Below are 16,327 nucleotides of genomic sequence, written 5' to 3'. Positions count from 1 at the left end.
GATTGCTGCATACCATACAATATACTTAACTCTTACAAATGTCAAGTAATTTTTTGGTATTTTTTATCATCCCACCCTGAGACGGAATTTCTGGATTTCTTTCTCATTGGATACTCTCTCAATCTCAGCACCGAGAGATCTCAGCTTATCTTCAAAATTCTCGTATCCTCTCTGGATATATACGATATCATCAACAACTGTGATTCCATCTGCTGCAAGACCTGCGATCACCAGGGCTGCACCTGCACGCAGATCCGGTGCACTTACTCTCGCACCTGTAAGCTTCTTCACACCATCAATAATTGCTGAATTTCCCTCAACTTTGATGTTTGCTCCCATACGTGAAAGTTCGTCCGCATACTTGAATCTGTTCTCAAAAATACTCTCTGTTACAATACTGGTTCCCTCTGCAAGTGCCAGAGTTACAGCAATCTGTGGCTGCATATCTGTAGGATATCCGGGATATGGAAGAGTCTTTACATGAGTACGGTGAAGTCTCTTTGGTGCACGTACACGAACTGCATCATCAAATTCCTCAACCTCACATCCAATTTCTTCAAGTTTAGCCGTAGTTGCTTCCAGATGCTTCGGAATTACATTCTTAACTGTTACATCTCCGCCTGTTGCTGCCGCAGCAAACATAAATGTACCTGCCTCGATCTGATCCGGAATAATAGAATACTCTGTACGGTGGAGCTTCTCCACACCTTTAATACGGATCACATCTGTACCTGCACCTTTAATATTTGCCCCCATACTGTTCAGGAAGTTGGCAACGTCAACTACATGCGGTTCTCTTGCGGCATTTTCCAAAATAGTACGTCCCGGAGCCAATGAGGCTGCCATCATAATATTGATCGTTGCACCTACAGAAACAACGTCAAGGAAAATATGGCTTCCATGAAGTTCATCTGCTTTCGCAACAATTGCTCCATGCATGATATCTACATCTGCACCAAGCGCTCTGAATCCCTTCAGATGCTGGTCGATCGGACGGCTTCCGATGTTGCATCCACCTGGAAGCGGTACCTCTGCATGTTTATACTTACCAAGAAGTGCTCCCAGCAGATAGTAGGAAGCTCTGATCTTCTTGATATATTCATAATCAACACTTACATCTCCAATTGTAGATCCGTTAATCTTCACAGTAGATTTATCAATACGGTCTACCTGTGCTCCAATACCAGCGATCGCTTCAAGCAATACATTGATATCCCTTACATCCGGCAAATTCTCTATCAGAATCGTCTCATCAGTCATTATGGCTGCTGCAAGAATAGCAAGTGCCGCATTCTTGGCACCGGCAATCTCAACTTCACCGACTAAAGGGTTGCCTCCTTTTATAACATACTGTTCCATATCACACCTCTTATTTATTTTCACTCCATGAGCAGAATTAATGGTCACTGTTCACTCTGTTTTTCGTTTTCTGCGAACATGTAACTTCTGTTTCAAATGCATATATGTTTATACTAAACGATCATCCTATTTTAAAGTCAGTTGTATATTATATCATATATTTATCATTTGTAAACAAAAATTATTTACCACTGTCCTTTTCCCGAGCTGTAATAATCACTTTCCCTGCTCTTTGATATGTATTATCTCCAGAATTGCCCGAAGACTTTCATCCAAATCTTTCCCCTCTTCATCAATGGTAATATCTGCATATTTCTCGTACAGAGGTACACGTTCCTCATACAGATCTTTCAGGCTCTGACCGTCCTTTAACAGAACTCCGCGGCCTTTCAGATTTCCCAGTCTTTTGGATAAAGATTCCAGTGATAATTTAAGATATATAACCTTACCTATAGACTTCAGATGTTCCATTGCCTCATCACAGTAAATAACACTTCCGCCGGGTGCAATGACCGTATCTGTCACATGAATGTCTGCATTAACCTGATTTTCAATTTCCTTAAATTTTTCCGGTCCGTCCTGCTCTATGATCTCTGAAAGCTTTCTTTTCTCCTGTTTCTGTATCAGAAGATCCGAATCCAGAAATTCATATCTCAATGCTTTTGCAAGAATAACTCCTATTGTACTTTTCCCTGAACCGGGCATTCCTATTAATGTCACATTATTCATGTTTATGTCCTTTCATTTTATCATACATTGTCTGCGTCTGCAAATTGCGGATTACTGTTTCTTTTTTCCGGATTTTTTCTTCTTTTTTTTAACGCTGTATCCAAATGTTCCCAGTTTTTTACCAATTCCCAGATATTCACCATGAGAATACACCAGAGGTTTCGCATCATTCAGATGAAATTTCTTCTTCTCGTCCATATACTGCGGATCAGCATGAACTGCAAGCACATCTGCCAGAAACATATGGTGGGAACCCAATTCCAGAACCTGCCTTACTTTGCATTCAATACTCACCGGAGATTCTGCGATCATGGGAACTTTCACAAAATCCGCCTTCTCTTTGGTAAGCTTCATTTCTTTAAATTTATCAACATCCCTGCCTGAACGGACTCCACAGTAATCCGTTGCATATGCCAGTTTCTCTGTTGTCAGATTTATTACAAATTCTCCCGTCTTTCTGAGCATATCATAGGAAAAACGGGATGGTCGCACAGAAATAGACACCATCGGCGGATTCGTGCAGACAGTTCCTACCCATGCAACTGTAATAATATTGTCATTCCCCTCTCCGTCAGAAACACTTACCATAACTGCCGGAAGTGGATAAAGCATATTTCCTGCTTTCCAGGTTTCTTTTTCCATTTCTTATTATCCTCAGCTATTCTGTCTGCTGCCATCAGTTGTAATCGTTCTGTCCGGCCTGTGCAGCTTCCATAAGTGCCGGAATCAGCTGTTTCTTACGTGAAACAACGCCTTTCAGATCAAATACACCATCCTTTGGCTCCATATGAAAAGCAATACGTGCCATTTCCTCACTTCCCTCACCATAATAGAGAAGCTCTGTAGATTCCTCAATAATATTGGTAAGCATAAAGAATACGCGGGTGACACCATGACGGCCACACTCGCTGACCATAAACGGAACCAGACGCTCTTTGATTTCTGCCAGCTCATCGCTGTCCATAGAACTGATCTGTCCAACACCAAAGTTGATCTCATCCTCAGCAATAAATTTCTTATAATCCTGATAGAAAATTTCTTCCGGTGATTTATCTTTCAGGTTACTTCCTGCTTTAAACATCTCTTTTGCAAACTGCTCAATATTGATTCCTGCAATAAGTGCCAGCGCACCTGCCGCCATCTTGTCAGATAATGTGCAGGTAGGTGAACGGAACATCAGTGTATCTGAAATAATCGCAGCACAGAGAAGCCCCGCAATACTCGGTGAAATCTCAAGTTTCTGCTCCCCATACATTTCATACAGAATCGTTGCTGTACATCCGACCGGCTGATTTCTGAAAGAAATCGGTACCATAGTTTCCAGAGAACCCAGTTTATGATGGTCAATAATCTCCACAATTTCAGCTTTATCGATATTGTCAACTGCCTGATCTTTCTCATTATGGTCCACAAGTGCTACTTTTTTCCTGTGCATATCCAGAAAATTTCTTCGGGAAATTGTTCCGATACATTTTCCCTTTTTGTTAATTACAGGGAACGCACGATGACGGTGTTTGATCATCTCATTCTGAATATCATCCGTAAAATCCTCTGTATTAAAAGTAACCAGATTATCTGTTTTCATAATATACCGTACAGGAATACTCTGGTTGATCAGTCTTGCGATCGTAAATGTATCATACGGAGACATAATAATTACAATTTCTCTCTCATGAGCAAGCTTTATCACCTTTTCGCTGACTTCAATTCCCATACCAACGATAATACAGCTAACATTCTGCGCAATCGCCTGAAGATGATCCTCTTCTCTGTCTCCCATGATTATCAGGTCATCCGATTCAATATAGGCTTTGAGCATTTCCGGATTTGCAGTTCCCACCAGAACTTTTCCTTTTGTAAAATATCCATGCTCATTTCCCTCTACTACGGTACCTGCAATTGTCTCGGCAATTCTTCTGTACTGTGTCTTCGCTCTTGACAGCAGATAACTGTCCGTTGTATCCATATAAGTCTTAGCAATATCACCGATTGTGATCAGACCTTCCAGCTGTCCTTCTCTGTCTCTGATCGGAAGAGATACGATACTTTTCTCCATCATCAGATCCCATGCATTTTTCAGGGACATACTCTTATCAGCTTCCGGACTCATACGGATATCCATATCTTTTATCTGTGTTCCAATGTTAGACAGATATCCCGGCGGCTGCATGCCGAAACGATTTAACACATATTCTGTCTCTTCATTGATCTGTCCTGCACGCTTTGGAATGTATTTCACCTTCTGAGAAGTCCTGTTTTTGATGTCCGCATAGGCAATTGCTGAACAGATGGAATCCGTATCCGGATTCTTGTGACCTATTACAAATATTTTTTCCTGATTTCTCATACAGATTCTAACCTCAATTATCTAATTTAATGTTTGCAAAAAGTGCGCCAAGAGATGTGGAAGCCTCTTCCTTTGAATCTGGAAGCTCGATCACTTCCTCCTCAATTTCCTTAGCCATCATATCTGTTGCCTCTTTGATGCTCAGACTTAATTTTCCATCTTTGACAGCAGTTACTTTTACCTTTACTTTATCTCCAACTGTCAGAACTTCTGATGGTTTCTTAATTCTCTTCTCACAGATCTGTGAAATATGAACCAGACCTGACAGACCATTTCCCAGATCTACGAATGCACCATATGGCTGTAAGCTCTCAACAACACCTTCTGTTACAAGTCCGACCTGCACATTGGAGATTTTTGTTTTTCTCTCCTCTTCTGCTTTTTCTCTTAATATTTCCTTTGCAGAGAGAATTAATCTTCCTTTTTCTTTATCAATATCGAAAACCTGAACCTGGATTGGTTTGTTCAGATATTCGTTTGTATCCTCCACATAATTCAGGGCAAGCTTTGAGGCGGGAATAAATCCACGTACACCTTCTACATAGGCGATCACGCCGCCATTTACAATGCCTTTTACCACCACATCAATTACTTCTTTTGAATCCTTTAATTCTTTCAGCTTATCCCATGCAAGCACATCTGCTGCTTCTGTTCTGGACAACAGAATATTTCCATTTCCATCGTCTTTACTCACAACAGTCGCAGAAACTTCATCTCCCACATTCACCTGTTCCTTTAAAGAAAATCCCGGTTCTCTGCTGTAATCCTCTGCCGGAATAATGCCTTCCGCATAATACTTCAAATCTACCACAACTTCTTTTTCATCTACACTGATGACAGTTCCTGTAAGAATATCCCCTTCTTCAATTTTCTTAAAAGAGGCTTCCAGTTCTGTTTCGTAATCTTTCATTGATTCAGCCATTATCTGTTTTCTCCTTTACCTGGAATAAATGTAACTCTTCTCCATCTGTTACAGGATACTGAACAGTTACAAATAGAGTATATTATGTCAGCTATTTTCAAACATTATAACACAATCACTTTAATAATGGAAATCTGAATTTTCATACAGATAGTTCACACAAACGGATATTTATATGTTACAATAATATCATCAACCAACTATAGCAAATCTATAAACAAGTCCCCTGTGAGATTACAAAAATCAACGGGGAACTGCCTGTATCAGGAAAGGATATTATTATACATGAATTATGATTCTGTCCCCTTGAGGGATTTTAAAGAACTGAATGACTGGGAGACAGTTATTTTTGTCTATCAGTCTGCCCTTAAACAGGTAGAAACAAAGATTGATATTCTAAACGGTGAATTTCAGCACAGACATAAATACAATCCAATCGAACATGTAAAATCCAGAATCAAAACTCCGGAAAGCATTGTAAAAAAACTGAAACGACATGGATATGAATCCAGTATCGAGAACATGGTACGCTATGTAAATGACATCGCAGGAATCCGTATCAGCTGTTCCTTTACATCTGATATCTATCTGATCGCAGATATGATTTCCAAACAAAATGACCTGACGATCCTTGCAAGACGTGATTATATGAAAAATCCTAAAAAGAGCGGTTACCGCAGTTATCATATGCTGGTTACCACACCGGTCTTTCTCTCCGACAGTATCATTGATACCAAAGTAGAGATTCAGATCCGCACAGTTGCACAGGATTTCTGGGCGACTCTGGAGCATAAGATGCATTACAAATTTGAGGGAGACGGACCTGACTATATCACAAAAGAATTAAGAGAATGTGCGCGATATGTAGCAGAACTGGATACCCGCATGGAAGAACTCAATAATGAAATCCAGAAATATGGAAAATTATCAGATAAAAAATAAAAAATCCCCGTAAAACGAGGAGTGCCCCGGCAGTGGTTTACCGGGGCTATTATTATGAAAAAAATTTATGTGTAATGATAACACATTACAACGTCTTTCGTAGGTTCTTTCGAACTATCTATATAGTAGCAATCATTTATGAACAAATTATGAACTCGCAGTTAACTTTTCGTTTATTTGCACAATTATTTTATATTTTTTAATATTTTTTTATAGAATTACCACATATTTATAGTTCTTGTTTTATTTTATGCTTGTCTATCTTGTATATCTCCCATAATCTTCCATAACTATTTCGTCTTTTCACAGTTACGATTTGAGAATGAGCAGATTTTACTCAAAAAGACTCTTTGCAAAATCAGCCAGTTTATGCAGGATTCCTTTTACCTCTTCTTTACCAATCCCCATTTCTTCCAGTTTATCATATGCCTTCGTCACAGCACTCCTGAGCTGTTCCTCATCAATATCAGAATCCTTGATCTGTTTAACGATCTTTATGATTCTGTTCTCTTCTTCCTCCGAAAGGCTAACTCCTGCAGTACTCTCCGCAGTCTGGATCAGCGATCTGATCTGATCATCTGAAATATCCTGTTTTGCTGCCTCATTTTTCACATACATAATGATATCAACTACTTTGTCCGGATCTGATACAAGAGAATCAATCTCATTATCAGAAATAATCTCCTGTACAGATTCCGAAGTATCTGCTGCCATCACCGATACTGCCGGTGTCGTACATGTAATTGCTGCCGCAATAATAAGTATTCCTGCTTTTTTTATTCTCATGATTTAATTACCTCCATACTTTTGCCAGTCAATAATAAGTCTCTGTCTTTTCACTGTCAGCAGATTACAGACAATGAACAGGCATTTTCATTTACCGGCTCATTATATCAGAAATCTTATGCCTTCTGTAAAATAAATATCCCAATTTCTGTCTTCATAATTCCTTCGACATTTGTTCAAATTTTTTTCACATCTTAAACACGATTTTCTCATAATTGCAGGATATACTAAAGCTATAAAAATAATAAAGCCAACGTTATTTTTATAAAATTTCTTTTTCATATGTTGATTGCCGGAAGAGGCAATTAACTCTCCTTCCTTTTAAAAAATAAATTTGAACGTAATATAAAAAGCATCCGCTTAGCCACCGGATGCTTTTTATATTTATCTTTTTATGAAATTTCTGTAAATGCATTTGCCAGCTGTGCAAACTGTGCCAGTGTCAGTGCTTCTCCTCTGACACTCAGGGAAAGTCCACACATCCCCAACGCCTGCTCAATCTGTTCTTTAGAAAATGGTATCTCCTGTGAATTCTTCAGACCATTCACCAGTGTCTTCCTTCTCTGGTTAAAAGATGCTCTGATAATACGAAACATCAGCTTCTCATTCTTTACCTCAACCGGCGGTTTTTCATATCGTTCCAGTCTGATCACCGCACTTCCCACTTTAGGTCTTGGCATAAAACAGTTGGGCGGTACATTTGCCACGATCTTTGGTTTCGCATAATATTGCACAGCCAGTGAAAGCGCCCCGTAATCTTTTGTTCCGGGTCCTACCTGCATTCTGTCCGCAACTTCTTTCTGTACCATAATAGTAATAGAATCAACAGGAACCTGATTCTCAAACAATCCCATGATGATCGGGGTAGTAATGTAATATGGCAGATTGGCAACAACCTTGATCGGACGCCCCTGATTTTTTTCCAGTGCAAGCTGGCGGATGTCTACTTTGAGGATGTCGTTGTTGATGACTGTCACATTATCCCAATCTTTCAGAGTGTCGTCCAGAATAGGAAGCAGTGTTTTATCAATCTCAACTGCTGCCACTTCCCTTGCTGCTTCAGCCAGATACTGTGTCATGGTTCCGATTCCCGGTCCAATCTCCAATACAAAATCATCCTTTGTGATCTGTGCAGAATCTATAATCTTATCCAGAACATGAGTATCGATCAGAAAGTTCTGACCAAACCTTTTCTGGAATGCAAAATTATACTTCTGAAGCACTTCTATGGTATACTTTGGATCTCCTAGATACGGTCTGGGCATAATCTTTACTCCTTTTTCTTTATTACCTGTAACTGTACAAATACGCATTATTTAGTAAAATCTTTCTCGTACAGAACAATATATCCATCTCTGTCTATACGTTTCTTAGATACATTTCGTTTAAATTTACGGATTCCTCCCTGTGATTTTGCAATCGCAGCATCTATCAGTTCTTTTACTGCGCCAACATTCATAGGAGAATCCTCTTTCTGGTTAATTCCAATCAGATTATACAGCGCAAGCATTCCCATCTGATCAATAGCATAACCATTCTCTTTTGTATAAACCCTTGCAAAATTGACAAGTTCATCATTGGTAAACACAGGAATATTGATCATTGAAGTAAACTTCTTTGCGAATTTCGGATATCTGGCAATCAGTTTTCGCATACCAATCTTCTCATCTTCCACGATTACTGTAAGTCCGTCTGTATTAACTTCCATGGCTTTGTCAAGCATCTCTACTGTTTCCGGTGTCAGCTGATTTGCATTTTCGATCACAAGAAAGCCACCTGCCAGCTTTGAAAAAATCTTATAAATATTTTTTCCGTTGATCTGATCTGCAAAAACATATGCTACTTTTGACGCTTCCAGATTCAGTTCTTTACAGATTGCCGGAATCAGGCCTGAGATCAGTCTGGTCTTTCCGCATTCCTTACCGCCCATCACAATAATATTTCCAGTTTTAGAAGTCTTGTCTGCTGCAGCCATCTGTACATCATATAAAGTATCCACAAGCTGCTCTTTCATACCCGGAACCTTTACAAAATATGTAAATAACTGCTTCTCATTATCTGTAAGTTCTTTTTCTCTTGGTACGATATCCCTTGGATCTGCTCCATTTTCCGGCTGGATAGATTCTATAAAACGTTCCAGCTCCTCTTCTTCTGTCAGGGGTTGGGCTTCTTCCGTTCCCTCTGTATCATCTTCCGGATTCAGATCTGTATTCCCAATCGGTCCATGGAGAAATTCCTCTTCAGCTCTTCTGAGATCTTCTTCTGTAACCTCATCTTCTTCTTCAGCTTCTTCTATTTCCGGCTGCACCGGTATTTCCTTTTTCGGTTCTTCATCCGGCTTTGGATCAGCAACCTTTATATCTTTTATATCTCCGCTGAGGAAATCCGGTTCTTCCAGTTCCTCTGAAATATCATGGGCTTTTATTTCTTTATCATCAACATCAGTTTCTGAACTTTCTTCCTGTACTTCTTCTGTTTTTGACTCTTCTTCCTTCGGAATCTCAATTCCCTGCGCACTGGCAGCAGCAAGGATCGTATCCTCCAGATTCAACTCTTTCCCTTCCAGATCAAAAGAATCCATATTCAGTTTCGTCTCAGCAACTTCCTCAACTTTCGGCGGTTTGCTCAGTTCCATATTTTTCATGGATTCCGGAATATTTAATTCAGGCATCTTAATTGCAGCCATGGGTTCTGCCCCCGGTTTTTCAGGTTCTGCCTCCAATTCCGGAACATTTTCAGGTTCTTTCTGTGACGCATCACTCTTTATGATTTCTTCCGGAATCTCATCTTCCCTGGTGATACCGGCCTCGTTAACCATATCCATGGATTCTTCCGGAAACTCTTCTTTCTCTTCCTGAGTCTTACCTCCAAAGACATCCCTGATCCCCTTTGAAATCTTTTCCTGAATGCCTTCCATGCTGACCTGAACTTCCGGCTCATTGTTTTCTGTCGTTTCTTCCACTTCTTCAGCTTCAGGCTCTTCCTGCGCTTTTACTTCTGTTTCCGTTTTTTTCTTCTCCAGTTCTTTCGCCTGCTCTGGTGTAAGAAGTTTCGGAACAAACTGTTTCTCAAATTTTGCTTTCTCAGCACCTGTCAGCTCACCCATTCTCATTTTTAGATCATAGGCTTTCATAACATATTTGCCTTCACTGAACCAGAGAATGATTTCATTGCATAAATCCAGACATTTCTGTTTTTCTCCTGCTTTGTAATACAGGGCTGCCAGTTCATATGACCATTTCTCTGTAAATTCCTGTTCTTTATACTCTTCCAGGATTCTGATCTGCTCATTTAATGAAGAATTTTTTGCCCTTGCAATCTTGTACTGCAGAATATATTGTGTACTGTCATTCGAAGCCACCTGCTTATACTCTTCAAAAAATTCTTCTGCTTCATTGATATCATCCATTCGCAGAGAGATCTCAATCAGACGGTAAAGAATATTTTTTCCAATAGATGCCTTATGATATGCAAGAAGGAAAATCTCCTTACTGTCCTCATATCTTCCGTTTGCTGCATATATTTCACCGACAACACATAAGGTGCGGACATTTTTGACGCGTCTCCAGTCTATGCTGTCTACAATGTTCATGGCACCTTTATAATCTTTGTCCTGAACCAGCTTATTAATCTCTTCAAGTTTTATCCGAAATTCTTCTTTATCCAATGCATTCACCAACTTTCCATAATTACGCTCAGTGTATCATAAGCCCGTACCCTTGTCAAAAGATTGTTTCTTCTTACACAGGCTGTGATACTGTTCCCTGAACTACCTGAAATACCTTATTTATCTGAAACTGATGACTGATAAAATCATCCAGCCCTGTACATGTTATCAATGTCTGGATATCACTGATACTGTCCAGAAGATAATTCTGCCTGCTGCTGTCCAGCTCGGACAGAACATCATCCAAAAGCAGAACCGGTGTGTCTTTTATTTTTCTCTTTACTATATATATTTCTGATAATTTAAGTGAAAGTGCCGCTGTCCTCTGCTGTCCCTGAGAACCGTATTTCCTGATATCAATCCCATTTGCCATTACACACAGGTCATCTCTGTGTGGGCCTGCGGATGTCAGTCTCATCCTCATATCTCTTTCTCTGTTGGCACAAATGGTACTTTCCAGTTTCTCTGCTGTACAGTCCGGTTCATAAATAACGTTCAGTTCTTCCAATCCCCCTGTAAGATTACCATGTATTTTTCGAACCGTTTCATTTAGTTCTTTAATAAATTCACTGCGCTTGTCAATAATCTTCCGTCCATATTCAGCCATCTGTATATCCCAGATATCCAGTGTATCTTTAAGTGAAGGCTGAACACTGAGATCCTTCAGCAATTTATTTCTCTGATTTACAATATGGTTATATGAAGCCAGATCTGTAAGATATATTTTATCTAACTGGCACAGTTCCAGATCAAGAAATCTCCTTCTCTCACCCGGACCATTTTTTATAATATTCAGATCCTCAGGAGAAAAAAACACCAGATTAACTACTCCGAAAAGCTCACTGGCCTTCCGGATAGGAAGACCATTGATCGCAACGCCTTTTGCTTTATTCTTTTTAAGATGCATATCAATCCTGTAGGAAAGCTCATCTCTTTTTACCATCATCCTGATATGAGATTCATCCTTTCCAAACTGAATCATATCCTTATCTCTGCTTCCTTTATGCGATTTTGTAGTTCCGCAAAGATAAAGTGCCTCCAGGATATTGGTCTTTCCCTGAGCGTTATTGCCGTAAAATATATTCGTCCCCTGTGCCAGATCGAGTTCCAGAGAATCATAATTTCTGAAATTTTTTAACTGAACAGATTCAATATACATTTATTCACCTGATCACTTTAATTTCTTTTCCATCATAAGAAACGATGTCACCTTCATAAACCTTTCGGCCACGACGGTCATCTACCTCTCCGTTTACTTTTACCAGTCCGTCAGTGATCACATATTTCGCTTCAACCCCGTCCTGAACCATATCTGCAAGTTTCAGTAACTGCCCCAGTTTTATAAATTCATCTCTGATTTTAATTTCTTCCATTTTCATTTACTCCCTATCTTGCCTGATTCTGGTTGATATTTACAGGCAGAATCAAATATGTGTAATTTTCCTCGTCATCCCTGATAAAACATGGTGCTTTTGGATTTACGAGGTAGATACTGATTGTTTCATCATCGATTACTTTGAGTGCATCGATCAGAAATCTTGGATTAAAGCCAATAAGGATATCTTTGCCCTCTTTATCAATATCAATATTTTCATTCATGGAACCCATTGCAGAATCAATACGTAATTCCATAGAATTATCTGTAATTTCAATAATGATCGGTTTCTTTTCTCCCTCTCTTACCAACAGAGTGGCTCTGTCGATACAGTCCAGAAATTCTTTTTTATTAATTTTAATTTTAGTTTCGTAATCGCTGGAAAGCATCTGATCAATACGGAAATATTCTCCATCGATTAATCTGGAAACAACAATAGTCTGGTCAAACTCAAATAAAATATGATTTTTTGAGAAATAAATATTTACAATATCATCAATTTCACCGGATAAAATCTTACTGATCTCATTAAGTGTTTTGCCAGGTACCACCACTTTGCGGTCAGCATAATCTTTTTTCAGTTCCATACGTCTAATCGCAATACGATGTCCATCGAGAGATACTATTTTCAGGTAGTTATTTTTGATTTCAAAAAGTTCACCGGTCATCAGCTTATTGGTTTCATTGGAGGCAATTGAGAAAATAGTCTGTCTAATCATCTCTTTTAATGTGAATTGAGAGATAGTAAGACTTTCTTCTTTCTCAATCAGTGGGAGATATGCAAAATCTTCTCCGGATTTACCAGGTATCGTGAATTTTGCTTTCTCACAGGTAATGGTGGCAGTAAGTTTCTCATCTGTTTTAATAGTTACCGTATTGTCTGGCAGTCGACGAATGATTTCATAGAAAATTTTTGCATCCAGCGCAATGATTCCTTTTTCTTCAATGATTCCATCAACAATTGTTTCTATACCGAGTTCCATATCATTAGTAGTAAATTTGATCTGGTTTGTAGTAGCATCAATCAGAATACATTCCAGAATTGGCATTGTTGTTTTAGAGGGAACTGCTTTCAGTGAGATGTTTACACTTTTGAGCAAGTTGATTTTCTGGCAAATGATTTTCATAATGTGTATAACTTCCTTTCTTGGGTGATGTGGTTTTTTATAGATAAATATATAAAAGGAATTCGTCGTCTCCGCCGTAGGGGATGTGAATATGTGAAAAACTCCATTGAAGGTTGATTTTTCAAGGAGTTCGGATATGGATAACTTCGTGTAAAGGTGTGCTTAAAGTATGTGTATAACTTGTGTATAACCGAAGCGCCCAAAAAGTGGCGAAAAGTTATACACACTTATACACATTCAATCAACATCTTATACACATGTTATACAGTCAGTTATCCTCATCCCTGTGGATTAATTTTTTTCTTTAAAGTTTCAATGGTGTTTTTAAGGTTTTCATCGTTGTTGATTTCTTTTTCAATTTTGTCGATACCGTGCATAATGGTAGTATGATCACGATTTCCAAGACATTTTCCGATAGATTTCAGCGGAGTTGAGATGATTTCTCTGCATAAATACATGGCAATCTGGCGGGGGGTTACAATTTTGGAGTTACGCTTATTTCCACAAAGGTCATCCACTGTAACATCAAAATGTTCAGCAACCATGGAAATAATATAATCCGGCGTGATGACTTTCTTTTCATCAGGGGAAATAATGTCTTTTAACGCCTGTTCGGCAAGTTCAAGTGTAACTTCCTTTTTTTCAAGTTTGGCAAAAGCCATCACCTTGTTGATCGCGCCTTCCAGTTCGCGGATATTGGATTTAATATTGTTTGCAATGTATTTGATTACTTCCTCGTTAATATCATATCCATCCATTTCTTCCTTCTTATGAAGAATTGCCATTCGGGTTTCGTAATCCGGCAGTGTGATATCTGCGATCAGGCCCCATTCAAATCGTGAACGGAAACGTTCTTCCAGGATTTCCATATCTTTTGGAGGTTTATCTGACGAAATAATAATCTGTTTTTTGGCACTGTGCAGGCTGTTAAAGGTATGGAAAAATTCTTCCTGTGTAGATTCCTTTCCTATAATAAACTGAATATCATCGACAAGAAGAACATCAATGTTTCTGTATTTTTCACGAAACTTGGTCATTGCCGAGTTATTTCCATTACGGATTGTTTCGATCAGTTCGTTGGTAAACTCTTCACTGGTAACGTAAAGTACTTTGCTGTTTTCATCATGATCAATAATGAAATGAGCAATAGAATGCATCAGATGAGTTTTTCCCAGACCTGCACCGCCATAGATAAAGAGCGGATTGTAGGTATCACCCGGGGATTCGGCAACTGCAAGAGCTGCTGCCTGGGCAAATTTATTATTGCTTCCGACTACAAAGGTATCAAAAGTGTATTTTGGATTCAAATGAGCTTCCTCGCAGCGTGCGTCCTGAGACTGCGCTTTTGGAGAAACTTCCTCTTTTTTCGGAACATCTTCCGGCAATATGAAATTGATGTCACAGTTTTCCATTCCGGTAACTTCACTGATCGTTACCTGAAGTGGAAGTTTGTATTTTTTACTTATATAATTGAGACCTACCTGCTCTGAAGGCACGATAATAGTGACAACATTGTCAACTACTTCGTAAACAGTAAGTGGTTTTAGCCAGGTATTAAAAGAAACGTCGGACAGATCATGTTCTGTCTTGACGATTTGCAGGATTTCGTCCCATTTTTCCACAACTTTGTTCATTTTCTGGTTCTCCCGGTTCGTATTACTTCTATATTAAGTGTGTATTGATAATATTGAGTTTTCCACAAACTCTGACCGTATTCTTAAAAAAGACATAAATATCCTTATATATATTATAATAAAATGCCTGTTTTCGCAATGTATATTTGAGGGAAATGTGGAAAAAAGTTATCCCCACTTTTTATGTGGATTAGTGTGGATAACAGTGGAAAAGCCAATTCCGGTTACCATAATGTGACGTTATTCTTTTAAAAACGATAAAAAATGGGGATAATTTTATGCACAGTAAGAAAAGTAGAAATAAAAGCATTTTTTTGAAGATATGTGTAAAATAGACAGGAGAAAGTGGAAAGATATATAGGTATTCCACAAGTTATCCACAAGTTATCCACAAAATGTGGATAATATTACGTAAACCAATTATGTAATCCACAATGGCATAAAAAACCATTTAAATCTTTGTGTAAATAATACTTGACGAATCCACCCTTTATGAATATAATTGAAATGATGTTCTAATAAGTAAAGTTGGCGGGCAGGAGAGCTGTAGAATCCGGTGTCTGTCATACTTAAAAAGTTACAAAATTTAACATGGATAATAGATAAAGGAGGTGCTTTACCTATGAAAATGACATTTCAGCCAAAAAAGAGATCTAGAGCAAAAGTTCATGGTTTCAGAGCTCGTATGAGCACAAAGGGTGGTCGTAAAGTATTAGCTGCCAGAAGATTAAAAGGAAGAAAGCATTTATCAGCCTAAGAATAAGACCGCAATTATGTGGTCTTTTCTTCTCTTAAAAAAGAGATCAGGAAAGGGGATTCTATGCAAAGATCAGAGTCCTTAAAAAAAAATCAAGATTTTCAAAAAGTATACAGAAATGGAACATCAAAAGGTAATCGGTATCTGGTGATGTACGTACTGAAAAATCAGTACATGAAGAATCGTCTGGGAATATCAGTAAGTAAAAAAGTAGGGAATAGTGTGGTTCGCCACAGACTCACCAGATTGATAAGAGAGAGTTATCGGTTGAATGAAGCGGAATTTGAAAACAGTTTGGACATTGTAGTAGTTGCACGCCCACAGGCAAAGGACAGAACCTATCAAGAGATAGAGAGTGCGCTGATGCATCTGGCGGGAAAGCACTGCATAGCAGGTAAGAACAATGATAAAGAAGTTTCTGATCAGAATAATTAAACTCTATCAAAAGTATATATCACCGATGAAGAGAACAAAATGTCCTTATATTCCCACATGTTCTCAATATGGTTTAGAAGCAATCGAAAAATATGGTGCATTAAAGGGTGGTCTTCTTGCGGTATGGAGGATACTTCGCTGTAATCCTTTTTCCCACGGAGGCTATGACCCTGTACCGTAAAGACAGGAATGTACTTGAAAATTGAATATTGATCGATCGAAGGAACCTCCTGTCATTTATGGATTC

At 38.7% G+C, this 16,327-nt stretch carries 16 protein-coding genes; 4 read left to right on the top strand and 12 right to left on the bottom strand.

Going from position 1 to position 16,327, the window contains the following annotated elements; all coding sequences use genetic code 11:
• Window positions 1-66 precede the first annotated feature (66 nt).
• The 5 genes from ACESZG_RS15625 to ACESZG_RS15605 all read right to left on the bottom strand — a co-directional run bounded on the left by ACESZG_RS15625 (window position 67) and on the right by ACESZG_RS15605 (window position 5,357).
• Window positions 67-1,359: a UDP-N-acetylglucosamine 1-carboxyvinyltransferase gene (locus ACESZG_RS15625; RefSeq protein WP_008707990.1), complete on the bottom strand. Its 1,293-nt coding sequence runs from the start codon at window positions 1,357-1,359 to the stop codon at window positions 67-69.
• Between the two features lie 216 nt (window positions 1,360-1,575).
• Window positions 1,576-2,088 carry a shikimate kinase gene (locus ACESZG_RS15620; protein ID WP_022380404.1) on the bottom strand — a complete coding sequence of 171 codons (513 nt, stop codon included), beginning with the start codon at window positions 2,086-2,088 and terminating at the stop codon, window positions 1,576-1,578.
• A gap of 51 nt (window positions 2,089-2,139) precedes the next feature.
• Window positions 2,140-2,730 carry a flavin reductase family protein gene (locus ACESZG_RS15615; RefSeq protein WP_373218705.1) on the bottom strand — a complete coding sequence of 197 codons (591 nt, stop codon included), beginning with the start codon at window positions 2,728-2,730 and terminating at the stop codon, window positions 2,140-2,142.
• A 34-nt stretch (window positions 2,731-2,764) separates the two neighbouring features.
• Window positions 2,765-4,435: a putative manganese-dependent inorganic diphosphatase gene (locus tag ACESZG_RS15610; RefSeq protein ID WP_025578477.1), complete on the bottom strand. Its 1,671-nt coding sequence runs from the start codon at window positions 4,433-4,435 to the stop codon at window positions 2,765-2,767.
• A 13-nt stretch (window positions 4,436-4,448) separates the two neighbouring features.
• Window positions 4,449-5,357, bottom strand: coding sequence for a S1 RNA-binding domain-containing protein (locus ACESZG_RS15605; protein ID WP_022380403.1), 909 nt, complete (start codon window positions 5,355-5,357; stop codon window positions 4,449-4,451).
• A 285-nt stretch (window positions 5,358-5,642) separates the two neighbouring features.
• Between ACESZG_RS15605 and ACESZG_RS15600 the strand changes: the two genes are divergently transcribed.
• Window positions 5,643-6,299, top strand: coding sequence for a GTP pyrophosphokinase family protein (locus ACESZG_RS15600; RefSeq protein WP_020993340.1), 657 nt, complete (start codon window positions 5,643-5,645; stop codon window positions 6,297-6,299).
• A gap of 333 nt (window positions 6,300-6,632) precedes the next feature.
• Here the strand turns inward: ACESZG_RS15600 and ACESZG_RS15595 are convergent, their stop codons facing one another.
• The 7 genes from ACESZG_RS15595 to dnaA form a co-directional block, all read right to left on the bottom strand.
• A complete protein-coding gene (locus ACESZG_RS15595) occupies window positions 6,633-7,085 on the bottom strand; it encodes a DUF1002 domain-containing protein (RefSeq protein WP_195280117.1) in 453 nt (150 codons plus the stop codon).
• Window positions 7,086-7,477: 392 nt separating this feature from the next.
• Entirely contained in the window at window positions 7,478-8,350 is an 873-nt protein-coding gene (gene rsmA, locus ACESZG_RS15590) for a 16S rRNA (adenine(1518)-N(6)/adenine(1519)-N(6))-dimethyltransferase RsmA (protein WP_008707998.1), read from the bottom strand.
• Between the two features lie 47 nt (window positions 8,351-8,397).
• On the bottom strand, window positions 8,398-10,761 hold the full coding sequence (locus tag ACESZG_RS15585; RefSeq protein WP_242859978.1) for a lipopolysaccharide assembly protein LapB: 2,364 nt from the start codon (window positions 10,759-10,761) through the stop codon (window positions 8,398-8,400).
• 64 nt (window positions 10,762-10,825) lie between these two features.
• Window positions 10,826-11,911: a DNA replication/repair protein RecF gene (gene recF / locus ACESZG_RS15580; protein ID WP_008708000.1), complete on the bottom strand. Its 1,086-nt coding sequence runs from the start codon at window positions 11,909-11,911 to the stop codon at window positions 10,826-10,828.
• Window positions 11,912-11,915: 4 nt separating this feature from the next.
• Entirely contained in the window at window positions 11,916-12,125 is a 210-nt protein-coding gene (locus ACESZG_RS15575; protein ID WP_008708001.1) for an RNA-binding S4 domain-containing protein, read from the bottom strand.
• Window positions 12,126-12,138: 13 nt separating this feature from the next.
• The gene (gene dnaN, locus ACESZG_RS15570; RefSeq protein WP_008708002.1) at window positions 12,139-13,254 is read right to left on the bottom strand and encodes a DNA polymerase III subunit beta; all 1,116 of its coding nucleotides are present in this window, start codon (window positions 13,252-13,254) and stop codon (window positions 12,139-12,141) included.
• 278 nt (window positions 13,255-13,532) lie between these two features.
• On the bottom strand, window positions 13,533-14,888 hold the full coding sequence (gene dnaA / locus ACESZG_RS15565) for a chromosomal replication initiator protein DnaA (RefSeq protein ID WP_008708003.1): 1,356 nt from the start codon (window positions 14,886-14,888) through the stop codon (window positions 13,533-13,535).
• Between the two features lie 622 nt (window positions 14,889-15,510).
• Here dnaA and rpmH point away from each other — a divergent pair.
• The 3 genes from rpmH (at window position 15,511) to yidD (ending at window position 16,261) form a co-directional block, all read left to right on the top strand.
• Window positions 15,511-15,645 carry a 50S ribosomal protein L34 gene (gene rpmH, locus ACESZG_RS15560; RefSeq protein WP_008708004.1) on the top strand — a complete coding sequence of 45 codons (135 nt, stop codon included), beginning with the start codon at window positions 15,511-15,513 and terminating at the stop codon, window positions 15,643-15,645.
• A gap of 63 nt (window positions 15,646-15,708) precedes the next feature.
• Window positions 15,709-16,080: a ribonuclease P protein component gene (gene rnpA, locus ACESZG_RS15555; protein ID WP_008708005.1), complete on the top strand. Its 372-nt coding sequence runs from the start codon at window positions 15,709-15,711 to the stop codon at window positions 16,078-16,080.
• Window positions 16,049-16,261 carry a membrane protein insertion efficiency factor YidD gene (gene yidD / locus ACESZG_RS15550; protein ID WP_008708006.1) on the top strand — a complete coding sequence of 71 codons (213 nt, stop codon included), beginning with the start codon at window positions 16,049-16,051 and terminating at the stop codon, window positions 16,259-16,261. Before rnpA ends, yidD begins: the two co-directional genes overlap by 32 nt.
• Window positions 16,262-16,327 lie beyond the last annotated feature (66 nt).

The organism is Blautia sp. Marseille-P2398, assembly GCF_964240315.1.
Classification (GTDB): domain Bacteria; phylum Bacillota; class Clostridia; order Lachnospirales; family Lachnospiraceae; genus Blautia_A; species Blautia_A wexlerae.
This window is presented reverse-complemented; position numbering and strand designations above follow the sequence as displayed.